This is a genomic window from Limosilactobacillus rudii (assembly GCF_014145455.1).
Lineage (GTDB): Bacteria > Bacillota > Bacilli > Lactobacillales > Lactobacillaceae > Limosilactobacillus > Limosilactobacillus rudii.
This window is the reverse complement of the sequence record NZ_JACIVB010000054.1, coordinates 295,287-314,349: the sequence shown is the minus strand read 5'-3', so window position 1 is coordinate 314,349 and position 19,063 is coordinate 295,287. Positions and strand designations below refer to the sequence as shown.

Below are 19,063 nucleotides of genomic sequence, written 5' to 3'. Positions count from 1 at the left end.
ACTTGGTACTGGTTCATCCGGTGTTACCGTCGTTGGATCAGTTGGATCGTTCGGGTAACTTGGGGTTGGTACATTTGGAATTGGCTTTCCTGATGGATCAACCGGGATGATCTTACCAACCTTCTTGTAGACAACTTCAGTTACAACATTTGGATTCTCAGTAGTTGCTGTTAATCCACCGGCAGTCTTGACAGTTGCAACGTAGCCATCAATTACTGGAACGTTGATCGTGCCAAACTTGTGGCTAGTTTCATTCCATGAGCCTTCCGTAATCGTCTTACCAGTTACGGTATCAACAACATCTGGTGTCCGGGTAAATTCACTCGTTTGAACATTGTTTTCACGGAGCGTGTTGCCACTTTCATCAACGAACTTAATCGTTTGTGATGCTGGAATCGTTAGCGCATCCTTTTCCACAAGACTATTTTTCGCGTACTTAACAACAACCATGTAGCTTGAGGAATTGTGGTTGAGTTCAACTGCCTTAACATCGTTACCATCACTATCTTGACTGACAGATACCACGTGCATTCCATCAATCGTTGGTGATACAACTTCTGCTACCTTCTGTGGATCACTCCAAGTCAATGGCGTCTTCCATTGACCAGTTACCTTATCAAGAACACCTTCAGCAGTGAAGTTAACAGTTTGTTCAACGGGATCACTGATTTTATTACCATTTTCGTCAACGTATTGAATCGTCCGCGTAACGTTCTTGGTTACTTGGTCTGATCCTTGTGGGTACTTAGGACCGTCTGGATCATTTGGATTAATTGGTTGACCCGGCTTACCAGGGTTGGTTGGATTAACTGGTTGAATACCGTGCTTCATTGTAATAATGAAGTGTTGGTCAGCATTAGCATCATCATCAAAATTCTCATTAACACTATAATCGGAGCTAACATATTCATAGCCCATATTCTCTAATGCTGTTATTGAATCGCCATAACCATTAAAACCAATCTTATCATTGGCAATACCATCAGCATTGAACTTAGTAGTTACATCAGGAACAATAATTTGCTTGTTGCCGTTATCTTGATCAACAATCGTCAAGTCCGCCTTTTGGATTTGGTTGTAAACAACCGGAGTGTCCTTACCAGGATCAGTTGGCGTTACTGTTGGCACTTCGGGAACAAATCCTGGAACACTTGGTACTGGTTCATTTGGCGTTACACCGGTTGGATCAGTTGGGTTCGTTGGATATTGTGGGGTTGGCGCATTTGGAATTGGCTTACCACTTGGATCAACTGGAATAATCTTACCGTTTGGTGCGTAGGTTACGGTTGTTTCAAGATTTTCTTGAGTAACCTTAGCTGACGGGACATTGGCTTTATCAGCATGGAAACCATCGATAACCGGCGTGTTTACTTGATCATATTCAGTTTTTTCACCAGGTACAATTGCCCAATTAGTATCATACTGTCCACCAGCAACTAATTGGTTAGTCACCTTATCAATCGTTAATGTCCGTGCCCACTTAGAGGTTTGCACATTATCAGCGGGATTCTTGTCCCCAGCACCAACGTAGTGAACCGTTGATTTAACATCCTTACTGTATTCAACCGGATCAATATTTTTATTTGGATTTTCTGGATTTACAGGTCCATAAGTATGTTCAAAATAAACAGTATAATGTTGTGTCTCAGGGGTAAAGGTTATCCCATTTTGCGGGTAGTTGTCTGCTACTAATTGATAACCCTTATCTTCATACTTCTTAATCGTAGCGGTAGTTGTGTAATCAGAATGATCATCTACCTTACCATTAAGCACCTTTGTTTCAAGCGTTTTACCAGTTGTCTTATCAATGTAGGTTACATCGGCATTTGCTTCATCTGCCCGGTAGGTAACAGTAACTTTAATATTCTTTGCACTATGATCAACAGTTACCTGCGAAACAACCCGTTGATCTGGCGTGTAACCCTTAATTTCAGGTGAAGTTACCGCTGTTAATTCTTGCGGAGCCGACCATTCCTCACTAACTAAAGCCCCTGTTACTGCATCAACTTTAACGTTTGAATTGAATTCAGCCTTTTGAACCTTCGTGTCCGCTGCCTTCTTACCATCGGCGTACTGGTATTCTATCGTCCGCGTTACCGTTGCTGTCGCTGGTGTACCATCTTTAATACCGTGCTTAAAATGGACTTCAAAAACATTATTACCGTCAGCATACTTGCTTCCAGCAACAAAACCATCATTTACTAGTACATACCCTTGCTTTTCATAATTAGCAATTGACGCTTTGGTTGAGTAGTCGATTGGATCCCCGACAAAACCATTTAATTCATCAGCTGACAATTGCTTATTATCAGTATCATCAATGTACTTAACCTCGGCTTCAGCCTTCTTAGCGTACTCATAGGTAACAACATATTGATAAGGCGTAAATTGTCCATGATCCGCACCATAAGTTGTTCGCAAGACATACCCATCAAAGCTCTTAGGCGTTGAGTGCCATTCACCCTTTGCAAACCAGTGACTTGCTGGGTTAATACCATTATTGGTTTGATCAGGGTTGTCATTATTAAACGCAATCGTCTGGTCATCGGCTAACTTATTTCCTTGTTCATCAACAAACTTTACCGTAACAGCTTTGTTAGGGATCAAGTTGATTGATGTACCTCCTTCATTCCAGTTATACCAGTCAGCATTACGGTGATAATTAAAAGTACCCATGTAAGTGTACCCTTGATTCTCGTACTTACTAATCACATGGTTCATTTTAGCTTCCATGTCACCATTATCTTTTTCGTAGTTCTGACCGTATACTCCGCTGACTGTAAAAATATCTGCTGGATCAATCGTATCCCATTCCGGACCAAAGTATTCGCCATACGTTGCTCCCGATCCCTTTTGGCTTTCTTTAGGGTTCGGATTATTCATTATTTTTTTATATTTAAACGTATGAACTTGATAGTTTAAATTACCTTTCGATTGAACATTGTTATAAGTATCAATGAACGTTGCCTGGTCATCTAAGGTATATCCAGGAATTTCAATCGCATGAAGAAGGAATTTAGAAGGACCAATCTGCTTTTCATCACCATTAAGATAAGCATAACTGGCAGTTGATGAAGTATTAGCGCCAACTGACGAAGTTGATAACACCTCTCCAGTATCTTCATCAATATAACGAACTAAAATTGGTGAAATTGGTGCATATTTTAATGTAATATCAACATCCTTGTTCTTGATATTCGCCATGTTCCCATTCATCGTGAAGTTATCTGCTAAGATTTCTGGATTCAAGAGCTTATAACCAGTTGGCGCAACCCCTAGAGAATAAAGGTAGTCACCGGTTTTCCCCTCTTTAGTTAAAACACCATTTTTAAAATTATATTGAAAAGCTGCATTCGATGAATTTAATGGTTGACCGGTTGCAACGTTGAGTGTTTTAATCGTAATCTTATATACTTGATTTACATTTTCCTTTGTAGCTAAAGATGCAGCTGGAACCTTTTCTTCTGCTAAGCTTTGCGTACTAAATGTATATTCAGAAGATGGTGTTGTCGTTGGCAGGAATGTCTCAGTTTTTGACGATTGCGTTTCATTATTATTTTGGGATAATGATGTTTCACTAGCTGCCGTTGCTGGTTGTTGTACTGCCGCACTGGCACTAACTGGTTCAGTACTTGCTGAATCAGTATTCTTCATCGCAGCAGAAACAGCGGCATTAACGACTGCTTCATACCCATTAGCAACAGGAGTTTTAATATTGCCAGCCGGATTGGTAGCTGCAGCAGCTTGATGGACATCAGCGGCAGCAGTTGCTTGCTTCATCGTTGTAGTACTTGCTGAATTCAAAACTAAATTATGGTCAGTTTGTTCCGCACCATCACTTGCACTCCCTGATGCTGAATTAGCATTAGTCGTATCAGCAGATGCAGTTCCAGCAAAAGTAACACCCAATAAAACAGAAGCCACGCCGACAGTCAGCTTCTTAATTGCAAACCGTTGCTTATTCGGCTCACTCTTCTTAATTTGTTCTTGTAAATTTTTATGAGAAAGCATATTTTTTATCCCCTTAATCAGTAGATAGGCAAACTTTTGTGTTTAATCAAGAGCTCCCGTAACTTATTTTCAGTAATTAATATACAACTTTTATTTTTTAAAACAACTCATTTTAGCTAATTTAGATTATCAGCAGATAACTATATTAGCGTTAAATATCGATAAGTCAACTGTTCAGAGTTAATAAATTATTTTAATTTTTAAATAAAATTCTTTATACATATGACACTTTTTTCATTTATTTGCTTGTTATTTTAAATATAAATTTATTTCTATAATAAGTGATAACTAGACTAATGTATAATAAAAATATCCATTATATTCTTTCGTGTTTTTTAATAATATTAGTGAAATATAATTATTACTTATAACGAAGAGACTAATCTGTCATAAGGCGAGAATAGGCATTTCAAAGGGATTATGAATGATGCACCCTTTTCCTGCTTAATACCTCCGCAGCTCATTTCTTCATTTAACTACCGATAACAAGAAGCCAATATGCAAAAAAAGTACCCCACGGATCTCTCCATGGAGTACTTTTTTGCATCAATAATTAGCCTTTTATTCGCTAATCACTTTATATATTGTCCGAACACTATTTGTTAATCTTCTTTACGACGCTTCTTACCTGCTGCTAGTAAGCCAGTTAAACCAAGTGCAGCAAGGCCAAGAATTTCAGCACTGTTTTCTGCTTCATTACCAGTTTGTGGTAACGTCTTAACTTTAGCTTGCTCTGGTGTAGCCTTCTTAACAGCTGGTTGTGCAACATGTTCTTCAGTAGTTGAAGTTACCTTAACAGTTTCAGTTGGAGTAGTTGAACTGCTTGGTGTTACTTTTTCGTCCTGTTGTCCATCATTGGCTGCTGGAGTTTCTGGAGTAGCTGGTGTTGCCGGCTCTTCAGGAGTAGGCTCTGGCGTTACCGGTGTTTCAGGAGCTACAGGCGTTGTCCCGTGGTCATATACGACAGGGGTATCACTTCCCGGATCAACTGGCGTTACTGTTTCTTGTTCAGGAACATAGCCTGGAATCGTTGGTACCGGTTCATTCGGTACGACCTTCGTTGGATCACTAGGATCAGTTGGGTATTGTGGATGATCTGCACCTGGAATTGGTGTATTTGTCCGATCAACTGGAATGATATGACCATTTGGTGCGTAGGTAACCGTTGCTTCACTATCCCTATCAGGATCAGCTTGTGGTGCCTCAACTGCCGCCTTATCAGCATGGTATCCATTAACAACCGGTGTATTTACACTAGTGTAATTGCCAGCAGTCGTCCATGGAGTTGTGCTTACTACCTTACCATCAGCATTAGTTGTTACCTGGCGAGTCCATTGAATTGTCTCGACATGGTCAGCTGGGTTATTTTCACCTGCACCTACATAATGAACAGTAAAGGTTGTGGCCTTATGTTCAGTCTTAGTGTTGGTTTCCTCTTCATCCCCATGTGGATTAGTTGGAGTTACCGTACCCGCAGCATGCTTTACATGAACTTCAAAGCTATTGTTGCCGTCAGTAAATGTTTCATTACCATCACTGAAGTTGTTAGATACTAATTCGTATCCTTGGCTTGTCAATTCAGCGATCTTACCAGCAGTCGTGTAGCTAATCTTTTCGCCGACCTTCCCGCTGAAGTTATCAGTGGTAATGGTCTTACCAGTCGTATCATCAATGTAAGTTACCTGACCTTGAACCGTTGCTGGTGTTACTGGGTTATATACAACCGGCGTATCTGTTCCTGGTTCACTAGGCGTTACAGATGGTACTGATGGAACGAAGCCTGGTACATCTGGAACCGGTTCATTAGGGGTTACCTTCGCTGGGTTTTCAGGATCAGTTGGGTATTGTGGCGTTGGTACATTTGGAATTGGGTTTCCTGATGGATCAACTGGCATAATCTTACCATTTGGCGTGTACGTTACAACAACTGTGTAATCACTATCGCCACGGTTAACTGTAACCTTAGCAACATTATTGCCATCGCCATCACGACTAACGTTTGTTACGTGGTAGCCGTCAATAACTGGGGTTGTTTGACCAGCCAAGTCACCGTTACCAGACCAGGTAATTGGTGTTACCCATTTACCAGTAACATTATCGATCAAACCAGTACCAGTGAAGTTAGCAGTTTGTTTTACTGGTTCACGAAGGTTATTACCATTGTTATCAACATAAGTGATTGTCCGGGTAACACTCTTCGTTACTTGGTCAGAACCTTCTGGGAACTTCGGACCATTTGGATCATTAGGATTGATTGGCTGACCCGGACGACCTGGGTTATCTGGTGTTACCGGGGTAGTAGTGTGTTCAACGTAGATCGTTACGTTTTGATTACCCTTAGCAACTTCACCCGGAATAGTAACTTCTGGGTTAATTACCTTGTAACCCTTGTTTTGCAAGTCGGTAATCGTCGTTGTCTTATCGTAGCTAAACTTAGTACCAACTTCTTGCGTACCACTTGTCTTACCATATTCTGGTAAGTCTTGGTTAGTAGTTACGTCATGAACTGTAACGGTGATGCTTCCATCTTCCTTAGCAGGAGTTACTGGTGTTACAGGAGTTTCATTCTTGGTGTAAGTTACCACGTAAGTCCGATCAATATTGCCATTACCAGTTTGGTGATCGACAGTAACTGTCTCACCACCAACAGTCGTCTTATCAGGAGTATAGCCATCAACATTTGGTGTATCAACCTTAGTATAAGTCTGACTAGCTGGTGTCCAACCATTATCAGTAACAACCTTACCAGTAACATTATCAATTACAAGGCTGTGACCAAATTCAACCGTTGTGACATTATTAGCTGGAGTATGGTCACCGGCACCAACGTAAACAACTGTCTGTGTACCAGTCTTAGTCAAGCTATCCCTAGTGTAACCATGACTTGGATCAGGATTATCAGGAGTTACGGTTGTTGTCGTGTGCTTCAAGTGAACTTCGAAGTTATTGCCGCTTTGAGCAAAGGTTTCGTTGCCATCCTTGAAGTTATTTGATACCAATTCATAACCTTGGTTGACATAGCTGTTGATCTTACCAGCAGTCGTGTAGGTGATTTGATCGCCAACCTTGCCACTAAAGCCATCATTAGTAAGCGTTGCGCCAGTGGTGTCATCAATGTAAGTTACTTGACCTTGAACTGTTGCCGGCGTTACAGGCGTTACCGGTGTATTTTCCTTAGTAAGGGTAATAACTACCGTACTGTTTTGACTATTTGGTGTTACTGTTTTGCCTGATACTACCCCGGTCTTTTCATCAACACTTGCATTAGTATTGTTCTTTGAAATACCTGAGATGTAGTAACCAGTAGTGTCAACACCTGGAACTTGACCGAAGTCTTGACTATCGTAATTCCAAGTAATCTTACCAGCACCAGTAATGTTGCCATTATCATCAACAGTTACTAATTGACCAGTTACCTTGTCAACTATACCGTGACCGATAAAGTTAACGCTCTGTTCTACTGGTGTATGAGCTTGACTGCCATCACTGTATTGGTATTTAACCGTCCGAGTGATTGTCTTATCAAGGTCAGTCTTAGTATATCCTGCACCTGGGTGGTCTGGATTTACTGGCGTAGTAGCGTGCTTCAAGTGAACTTCAAACTTGTTATCGCCCTTAACAAAGGTTTCATTACCATCCTTGAAGTTGTTTGATACAAGTTCGTAACCCTTGCCTTCATAGTTAGCAATCCGGTCTGCAGTAGTGTAGTTAATCTTGCTACCGACATTACCACCGAAGCTTGCAGATTCAAGCGTTTGCCCCGTCGTATCATCAATGTATGTGATTGAACCATTTGCTACTTCTGGCGTTACTGGAACCTCAGGAGTCTTGGTGTAGACAACATTGACAACTTGGTTTTGGTTTTGAACCGGTGTAGCAAACTGAACATTTTCTACCGCTGGAGTGTAGCCCTTCACTTCTGGCGACTTCACATCAGCAAAGTTTTGCTTAGATTGTGTCCAAGCACCTTCATTAACGATCTTACCAGTTGCCTTGTCAACACTGTTAGTTCTAGTCCAAGTAATAGTTTGGTTTGCACTATCAGCAGGAGCTTGAACAGCACCATCAGCAATAATGTAGTGAACATGCGCATTTGCACTTCTAGTTTCAGTTTGATCAGCAATGTCATGAGTCAAGTAAATTACAAAGTGTTGAGCATCCTTAGTAATTGAAGGATAAGTAAAGCCACTTGTAATATCACCCGTCATATTGCCAGAAGTACCAGCAAACTTGTAACCATTGTTGAGGTAATTATTCAAAATAGAGTTTGAATCAGTAAATTGAATTTGAGTACCAGTCTTGGCATTATTCATTTCGAAGTTAGCTAATGTTGCTTCTGCTTGTGGGTTGTAGCGATCAACAATCTTCAAGTCTGCATTACCGTAAACTACTGGAGTAACTGGTGTTACAGGGTTGGCCTTGTAGTAAACCGTTGCCTCAACATTGCCATGATTGTAAGCAACATCATTGATTGCCTTGATGTCATTACCATCAGCTAAGTCACTTGGCGTGGTCTTTGCAGCATCAATAGTGTAACCATTGATTGTTGGTGAAGTTACCTTCGCAAAGGTTGCTGGTGAACTCCAGACAAAGTCACTGTCCTTAGCATCAGTGATATTAATTTGCTTATTAACATCAGGATCATAAGTTACATGACCATTTTCAACGCTCTTAATTGCCAACATCTTACCAGTAACCTTATCGACCATTCCCTGGGCAGTAAAGGTTGCCTTGTTGGTGTAATCAGTGGCAACTGGCTTGTTGGTTGCTGAATCAACATAGTGAACTGTTTCAGTCACTTCACGGGTTAAGTCATTGCGACCATATGCATTGGTTGGGTTAATTGGTGTGGTGTCGTGTTCAAGGTAAACATAGAAGTCTTGGTCAAATCCTGGTTGATCGTCAAACTTCCATTGACTTGCAATGCTTGAGTAATCAGCATCAGCACCACCATCAGTGATCACACCACTTTGAGCAGTATGCTTAATGCTATTAACCTTGTAGCCGCCACGAAGTAATGAACTAATCGATACATCTGCCCCGTTGAAGTTAATTGCAGCATTATCGTCACCACTTGCCTCGTAAGTACCAAGTGACTTGTTGTTATCTGAAATATCAATGATATGAAGCGTTGCCTTTTCAGAAACAGGTGCTTGGTCCTTAGCGTAGGTTACAGTAACGGTGTAATTTTCACCAGTATGACTAATCGGTGCATTAGCAACATTAGTACCATTAGCATCGCGGTCAACACTTACCACATGGTAGCCCGGAATGTTTGGTGTATTTTTAGCACCAAATGTTTGATCAGCTGACCACGTCAATGGTGTTACCCATTTACCAGTTACTTTATCAAGGACACCCTTGGCAGTGAAGTTAACTGGTTGTTGAACATCGCTTGGCGTGTATTGGTCTGCGCCGACATAGTGGATTGTCCGGGTAATTGTCTTATCAATAGAAGCCTTATCAGTACCATTTGGATACTTTGGACCATCTGGACGTGGATCATTAGGGTTGATCTTGTCGCCCGGTTGACCTGGATTATCAGGATTTACAGGTACAGTACCATGCTTGACGTGAATAGTAACAGTTGTCGTGCCCTTCACGATTGAAGCAGGAATATTGCCGTCAGTAGATACATAAACGTAACCTTGGTTTTCAAGCTTAGTTAAATCATTGTTTGATGAGTAGGTTACAGTAGTGCCAACATCCTGGTTACCAGTATCAATACCAACGCCTGGAATATTAACATTGTCGGTATCGTCATGGAAGTTAACAATTACGTTACCTTGCTCTGCAACAACTGGTGAGTAACGAACAACAACATTAATGTTTTGTGTTGCATGATTAATGCCAGTATAGCTCTTAACATTACCGTTACCATCATCGGCCCCAACTGTCATCACAGTTGAAGTGTAACCATTAATTGCCTTAGTTGGTACAAGACTGAAGCTACCTTCATCCTTAGTACCGTCAGCAACTGTCCAAGTAATGCCGTTGTTTTGGTTTGCTAATTCGTGACCATTTGCATCAGTCCACTTACCAGTTACCTTATCTAAGTAACCTGTACCATTAAACGTAAGGGTATCGCTTACTGGACTTGGTGTTTGACTACCAGCACCTTCGTAAGTAACAGTCCGTGTAACGGTCTTAGTAAGGTCCGTCTTAGCTGTACCTGCTGGATACTTCGGACCATCTGGACGTGGATCATTAGGGTTGATCTTGTCACCTGGGTTACCTGGAGTATCTGGCGTTACCGGAGTGATTGAGTGCTTAAGCTTTACGTAGAAGGTTTGGTTAGTACTTGTATCGTTGTCAAAGCTTGGTGCGACACCATCTGGGTCAAAGCCATTGCTTATTAATACATAACCTTCCTTTTCAAGGTTGGCAATCTCATCAGCAGTGCTGTAGTTAATTTTGGCACCATTTTCACCAGTTAAGTTGTTGCTCCGTAAAAGTTCTACTGGGTTTGCAGGGTCATTTACGTCTTGGTAAATAACAACCGCATTTTGCATTTCAGGAGTAGGAGCAGCGTCCTTAGCGTAGGTTACAGTTACCGTGTAATCTGCACCGGTATGACTAATAGTCGCACTGTTAACATTCTTATTATCAGTAGTATCCTTGTCAACACTTACAACATGGTAGCCTGGGATGAGTGGTGTCTTCTTAGCACCGAAGCTTTGATCTGCTGACCACGTCAATGGTGTTACCCATTCACCAGTTACCTTATCAAGAACACCCTTAGCAGTGAAGTTAACTGGTTGCTGAACAGCTTCTGGGGTATATTCACCGGCACCAGTGTATTGGATCGTCCGTGTAATCATCTTCGTCAAGTCAGTCTCAGTCGTACCATTTGGATACTTTGGGCCATCTGGACGTGGATCATTAGGGTTGATCTTGTCGCCCGGTTGACCTGGATTAGCTGGGTTTACCGGAACTGTATCATGTACCAAGTGAACTTCAAAGATATTCTTATTAGCATCCTTGTTGAAGACCTCAGTACCGTCAGTAAAGTTGTTAGATACGAGCTTGTAACCCTCATTCAAGTAAGTATTAATCTTATCTTGGGTCGTGTAGTTGATTTGTGTACCAACATCCCCACTCAAGTTGTCACTCTTAAGGGTTGTCTTAGTGGTGTCATCGATGTAAGCAACACGACCAGTAGTAGTATCTGGTGTTGGAGCTTGGTCCTTAGCGTAGGTTACCGTTACTGTGTAGTCTGAACCGGTGTGACTAATTGATGCACTGTTAACGTTCTTGTTATCAGTCGTATCCTTATCAACACTTACCACGTGGTAACCTGGAATGTTTGGTGTATTCTTAGCACCAAATGTTTGATTAGCTGACCACGTCAATGGTGTTTCCCATTCGCCAGTTACCTTATCAAGGACACCGTGTGCAGTGAAGTTAACTGGTTGTTGGACATCTTCTGGCGTGTATTGGTCTGCACCAACATAGTGGATCGTACGAGTAATCGTCTTATCAATAGAAGTCTTATCAGTACCATTTGGATACTTTGGACCATCTGGACGTGGATCATTAGGGTTAATCTTATCGCCAGGGTTGCCCGGATTATCAGGATTTACTGGCACAGTACCATGCTTAACATTAATTACTACCTTGCTTGTTCCCTTAACGATTGAGCTTGGCAGGTTACCTTCAGTAGATACGTAAACATAACCTTCATTTTCAAGCTTAGTCAAGTCAGCACTTGGTGAGTAAGTTACAGCAGTACCAACATTTTGGTCGGCAGTCATAATCCCGACACCAGTAAGATCCTTATTGTCAGTTACATCATGGAATGTAACAACTAAGTTACCTTGTTCAATTACTGGGTTTTGAGCATAAACAACCTTAATCGTTGAGTTAGCAGAATTTCTATTAACGGTTTGGGCACTTACCGCACCATCTTGGGCAATAGTAAAGCCGTTAATGCCGTTACCACTTACTGATGCAACATGGTAACCATCAGCAGTCTTCGCATTGATAGCATCAAATGTTTGATCACTATCCGGTGTCCACGTTAAGCCATTTGCAAGACCAGTGATCTTACCATTATTAACAGTTACCCAACGGTTGGTTACTTTGTCTAAGTAGCCTGAACCTTTGAAGTTGGTTTCTTGGTGTTCTGGCGTAAGGCCTGGCATTTCCTGACCCTGTTCATCAACGTAAGTTACGTCACGAGTAATCGTCCGGTCAAGGTATTCCTTCGTGTAGCCATCTTTGTCATCTGGGTGATCTGGGTCAACAGGGTTGTAACCGTGAACTAAGTTAATTACCCACTTTTGACTGATGCCTGACTTATCGTCAGTGTTGTCGTAATTACCAAATTGGATATCAGAGTAATTCTTAGCATCCAAGTTATTGCCATTGTAAGTTGAACTATCCCAGACATAACCCTTATTAAGCAAGTCTGCTACTTGTGAGCTTGCACCATCGAAGCTAATCGCACTACCTTCACGACCTGGTTGCGTGTATGAACCCATTTGCATTTCTTGACCCGGCGTTACGTCGTTAATGATCAATTGTGCAGTTTGTTGAGTAGGTTCAGCAGCCTTAGTCAAGTAAATAGCAAACTTTTGGTTACTATTGTTTTGCGTTGCATAGTTACCGAAGTTTAATTCACCGTAAGACTTACCACTCATTTCAGTATTATTGGTTACATCTTGGGCGTGATCAAATGTCCAGCCGTTGTTAATGTAACTATCAACGATTTGATCAGCATTGCCAAAGTTAATTGCTGTATCTTTGGCACCCGTGGCACTAGCTGAACCTACTTGGCTACCATTAGCGTAAATTACTAATTCAGCCTTGTGAATTTCAGCTGGGTTTGCCTTGTAGTAGACAGTCGCTTCGACATTGCCATGGTTGTAGGTAACATTAGTAATTTCCTTGATGTCATTACCATCAGCTAAGTCACTTGGCGTAGTCTTAGCTGCATCAATTGTGTAGCCGTTGATAATTGGAGAAGTTACCTTATTAAAGGTTGTTGGTTCACTCCATGCAAAGTCGCTTTCCTTGGCGTCCGCAATATTAATTTCCTTAGCAACATCATAGTCATAGGTAATTTGACCATTTTCAACACTCTTAATTGCCACCATCTTGCCAGTTACCTTATCGACCATGCCTTGGCCAGTAAAGGTTGCCTTGTTGGTGTAGTCAGTGGCAACTGGTTGACCAGTTTCTTCATTGACATAGTGAACAGTTTCAGTCACTTCACGGGTCAAATCATTACGACCAAATGCGTTAGTTGGATTGATTGGCGTATAGTCATGCTGTAAGAAGACATAGAACTCTTGATCTACGCCTGGCTTATCGTCAAATGTCCATTGACTTGAAGCAGTTGCATAATCAGTACTGTACTTAGTTGGGTTTTTAGGATCACTAGTTGCTTGAGCAATTTCAGTAACCTTATAACCAGCCTTAACTAATGCATCAACAGTTGGTTGGGCTCCATTAAATGTCACAGCAGTGTTATCGTCACCGGAAGCATGGAATTGGTTAATTTCTTTGTTACCATCAGAGATATCAATAATATGAAGGTTAGCCTTTTCAGCTTGGTTCTTATTGTAGACAACATTAACGATTTGGTTTTGGTTCCTTACTGGTGTAGCAAATTGAACGTTAGCTTGACTTGGGGTGTAACCCTTAAGTTCTGGTGATTTAACGTCATCAAAACTTGGTTTAGTTTGAGTCCATTGACCTTCAGCGACCGTCTTGCCATTAACCTTGTCGACCGTGTTTGTCCGACTCCAGTTAATTGTTTGGGTCGTACTGTCAGCAGGAGCTTGAACACCACCATCAGCAACAATGTAGTGAACATGCGCATTAGCAGTAGCCGTTTCGATCTTGTTTTCAGTTCCATGATTCAAGTAGATAACAAAGTGTTGGTCACTTGAAGCATCGTTATCAAGAGTTGGGTAAACAAAGCCTTGAGTTTCATTACCAGTCATATTGCCGGAAGTACCGTCAAAGGTGTAACCCTGCTTGAGGTAGTTATCAAGAGCAGACTGTGAACCACTAAAGGTAATTTGCGTACCAGGCTTGTCATTAATGCTGTAGCCAGCCAAAACAACTTGGTTTTGTGGATCGTTACGGTCAATGATCTTCAAGTCAGCATTTTGGTTTACTTCTGGTGTCTTATTCTTGGTGTAAGTTACAGTTACGTCAGCAATCTGTTGACCAGGGTAGACAGTCATGCTACCTACAGTCTTAACATCAACATTATCAAAGCCTACTTCACTCGGAGCCTTTGAATCAACTGAACCCATCGTTTGCGTAGCTGGTAACCATGCCCGTGAAGCATCAGTTGTTGCAATGTTGGCAGTGTTATCAGTGGTGTAACCAAGGATATTACCAGTTACCCTATCAACAACTGCATGACGTTCAAAGTTTACCTTTTGCTTGTAAGTGTTATTACCATCTGGCGCACCATTTACCGGTGTAGTTGAGCCATCTTCATTTACCCCAACATAGTGAACAGTCCGCGTTACTTGTTGTTGAAGGTCATTACGAGTTAAACCATCTGGATAAGTTGATGGGTTATTCCGGGGGTCATTTGGATTAATGTTGCCACCTGGGTTGTGCGGGTCATTTGGCGTAACCACAACGGTTTGGTGACCATAGTATACATTTACGTTTTGATCATTAGTGGTTGAGTCAACTGTTTGATCTGCAACTGCACTCTTATCTGGAGCAGTATAACCAGCGTTAGTCAGGTCTGGTGAAACAACGTTCGTCCAGTTACCAGTGTTCCAGCCATCAGTAGTAGTTGCTTTAGTAAAGGTCTTACCATCTGCACTGACAGTACCGTAACCCATGTCCTGACCAGTTGATGATACAACATGAGTCCGACTTAAGGTTACAGTTTGAACGTTGGTATTAGCCAAACTTGCTGGAATCCGTTCGCCAGTAACCCGGTCATAGTAGTTAATAGTCCGGGTTACTTGCTTAGTCTCAGTCGTACCGGTGTAAGTTGGTGCTTCTGGAGTCTTAGGATTGTAAGTAACAACAGTCCGTGGATTCTCATTTGGATTTGGTGTTGGTGCTGGAACATTATTTCGGTCTGGTGTGTAGCCTTCCAAGTTTGGAGTTGGCACATTGTTGTAGTGACCTGGAGTTGTCCAGTTACCAGTTGATGTAGTTGTACCGGTTACCTTATCCTTAGTTACCGGCCGAGTCCAACTGATCGTTTCAACGTGGTCTGCTGGTGGAGTTGCCTGACCATCAGATACAACATAGTGAACAGTTGAAGTAGTGTTCTTGTTTTCAGTTGTATTTTCAGTATCGTGAACTAAGTACAACTTGAAGTGTTGATCACTAGCAGCGTTGTTATCGAAGTTGTCGTAAATAATCTCGCCATATGAAGTTGGGTATGCAGTTTGGTTGTGATCATTGACAAAACTATCGATCTTGTAACCCTTAGAAATTAAGTCCGCAACGTAATTTGCAGCACCACTGAATGAAATTTGAGTACCAGTCTTACCGCTGTTATCGAAGTTGTTTAATTGCTTATTGTTATCGGTCTTGTCGTAAACAATTAAGTCAGCCTTTTGCGTAGTTTCTGGGTTCTTACTGTAAACAACCGTTACTAATTGGTCACGGTTTGGTTGCGGCGTTGTAAAGTTAGCAACTTGTTGGTCTGGAGTGTAGTTTTCAACAGTTGGTGAAGTTACACTAGTGAAACTACCCTTGTCAGGTGTCCAGTTACCTTCAGTCACGTTACCGTTTACCAGGTCAGTAGTGTTTGTCCGAGTCCAATTAATTGTTTGTAATGGGCTATCGGCTGGAGCAGCTGGCTTGTTAGCATCGTTACCTGCAATTACATAATGAACGTGGGCATTAGTAGTTGCCTTTTCAGTAGTGTCCTTAGTGCCGTGAACAAGGTAAATCTTGAAGCCTTGAACATTACCGTCAACATTGTCGAAGTTACCGAAGTTGATATTATTTGCGTTAGAAGCAATCGTATTACCATTATCATTAACTGCACTATCAAACTTGTAACCGGCATTCAAGAAGCCTTGGAGCGTTTCAGGTTCACCGTCAAAGCTAATTGCATCCCCAGCTTTACCACTATCATTGTTAAAGTGAGTTAATTCCTTGTTGTTATCAGTCTTATCGTAAATAACTACCTTAGCTTGTTGCTTAGTTTCAACCGGCTTGGCATTTGGTGTGTAAACAAGGGTTACATCAATATCTGATGAAGTTGGGTCTACAGGTACTGCACTAGCACTACCATCTGCATTAGCATTTACGTAGCCTACAAGCGTGTAGCCAGGAACTTGTTGACCAGCAACATAAGCTAAAGTACCAGTTGATGGGTTCCAAGTCGTTGGACCTGTTTGACCAGTTACTAAGTCCTTCGTTGCAGTACCGTTAAAGGTTACTGTTTGGTCCGTTTGTGGAGTTAAGTGCGAACTTGGTGTAGTGCCATCAGTAAAAATGTAGTGGAAATGACGAATTACATTTTCAGTAGTCTTAACTGGTTCAGTCTTGTGACCGTAGTAAACGTTGTAAACCAAGTCACCAGTCTCTGGAGTTACTTCATGAGCATCAACAATATTAGCTGAAGTACCATCATTAAACTCCGGTGCAGTATAGTTGTATGCTGATAAGTCTTGAGATCTCTTAGCGTCAAACTGTGTTGAAGGTTCACCATACTCAGTGTGCCAATCCTGAGATTTAAAGCTCTTACCATCATTAGAAACAGTACCATATCCAACTACCTTACCGTTTTGATCCAATACTTTGGTACGAGTAAATGTAACTTCATCCTTTACCGGATTAGTTGTAATCAAATCACTAGGAATCTTTTGACCAGTTAACTTGTCGTAGTAGTTAATTGTCCGGTAAATGGTCTTAGTTTCTGTATTGCCTTGCTTGTAGGTATTAGTAGTAGGTGTTGACGCCTTCTTAAAATGAACAACAAATGATTGCGTAGTGTTATTGTCATTGTCGTACACTGGGAAGTTAACACTATTATAACTACCAGTATTACCACCGATTACACCATTACCACTTGTTTGTACATAAGTGTAGCCGTCTTGTAAAATACCTGAGACAGTATTAGCGGCTCCAGTAAAGCTAATTTGTGAACCTGCATTTCCAGAAGCATTTTGTGTTGGTGACAATGATTTGCCAGTGTCATCATCAATAAATGAAATAGTTGCGTTTTGCTTTTCAGCATATAAGAAGACAATATCCCGATTACCAGGAGTATGAGCGTTGTAGTAGGCAGAACTTGCACCTTGAGCCGTTTCACCTGAAGCCAAGCTTTGTGGTGAAATGCCAGCTACAAACTTATAATCCATACCTCCTAAATCACTTGGCTGAGTATCATAAGTGTTTAATGAAATTGTACCGTCATTATCAATCTGTTGAGCAATGTAAACACGGGAAGGACCGTAGTCAGTATTACCCACACTAATGTCACCCATCCGGTAGCTACCAAGTGTACCAGTAAGGGGAGTATCAATAACATCTTTAACCTTAATATCAATACCATTATTAGTCGTCAAAACGGCATTAAGAGCGGCATTAGTAGCCTTACTCTTATCAACTTTTTCATAACTTTTGCCATCATAAGTAATCTTATCTGGACCATCATTACTTACGTCATAACTCTGACCAGCAAAGACTTGACCTGATGACTTATGGGCCATCACTTCACCAGTATTAGCATCGACGTACCAAATAGTTTGTTGGGCCTTACCTGGAGTGATACCACCACCACTGTTCCAATGTTGTTGTGCCATTGGAGAATCACCAACGTGAAGTGGAACTAGATTTTGACCACCTGTTGTAAAGGCACCAGTTGTTGGAATATTAACAACTTTCTTGCCATCAGCGGAAGTTAACGTAACTCTCGTATATTTATACTTTCCAATAGTAATAACCTGCTGAGAAGCATTATATCTCCCTGCAATATTGTTATCACCATTAGTCCTACTAATATTTACAGAGCCGCTCCAACCACCAGTTGACGCACCAGCCACAGAAGTTGCTTTTAGTCTTCCATTAACATAGAAGTAAATATTTTGACCAGGATCATTTGCATCGGTGGCAAAAGTTAAAATAGTACTACCATCTCTCCATTGCTGGTAACCTCGTTGAGTTGATGGTAAGAAGCTATAGTCACTAGAGTAATTACTTTGATTTTGAATATTAAAGTTTGGCTGATAAGTGGAAATATTAACCGCAGCATCGCTAGTATTTGACGTAGATGCCAATAAACTCGTAAAGACATTAGCATAGTCAATATTAGCTGCATTCGCACTAGCTTGAGCAACATCAAAGCTTTGTGTCTGCACTGATTGAGATGCTGTGGAGTTAACAGCACTTTGGTCAGCTACAGTGCTAGTAGATTGTGCATTGCTTGTTGGTTGGTCTGCACTGGTACTTTGGCTAGTCGCACTGGAATTTTCCTGTAATTCATTAGCAACAGCAGCGCTAACAGTAGCTTCATAAGTGTTAGCTTGTGGCGTCTTGATATCACCTGCTGGGTTTTGGACAGCAGCTGATGCACTATTAGCTTGGTTAGCAGCAGTCGCCTCTTTTAAGGTTGATGCACTAGCAGAATTTAACACTAAATTATGATCAGTTTGTTCTGCTGAGTCGCTTCCTGCTGAGTCAGCATTAGCATTTGCATCAGTAGTATCAGCTGAAACTCCATTAGCAAAAGTAATCCCTAACAATACAGACGCTACACCAACAGATAATTTCTTAATGGTGTACCGTTGCTTTTTCGGTTCATATTTCTTAAATTGTTCTTCTCGGTTATTATGCGATAACATTTTGGCTTCCCCCTCGTTTTATATTTGTCGCATCACACTATAATAAATAGCTCGCATAACTCATATAAATCCATGATACTTGTTTTGTTTTAAAACACAGCTCAAAGTATTGTTTGATTTAAGCTGCCTACTCACTTAATTTAATTAAAGCATTAAACAATCTATACCTGACAAGGGTTTATCACTTTATAAAATTTATTTAATTTTTTATTATCTTTTTTCAACAAATGATAAATTCATCATTCATTCACTATATGTCTCTA

2 protein-coding genes are annotated in these 19,063 nt (G+C 41.1%); both read right to left on the bottom strand.

The window, feature by feature from the left end; translation table 11 throughout:
- Positions 1 to 4,011 (bottom strand): mucin-binding protein (locus H5S39_RS06945; RefSeq protein WP_182596360.1); only part of this gene is annotated, 4,011 nt, incomplete at its 3' end.
- Positions 4,012 to 4,613: 602 nt separating this feature from the next.
- Entirely contained in the window at positions 4,614 to 18,800 is a 14,187-nt protein-coding gene (locus H5S39_RS11635) for a mucin-binding protein (protein ID WP_182596359.1), read from the bottom strand.
- Between the last annotated feature and the right edge of the window lie 263 nt (positions 18,801 to 19,063).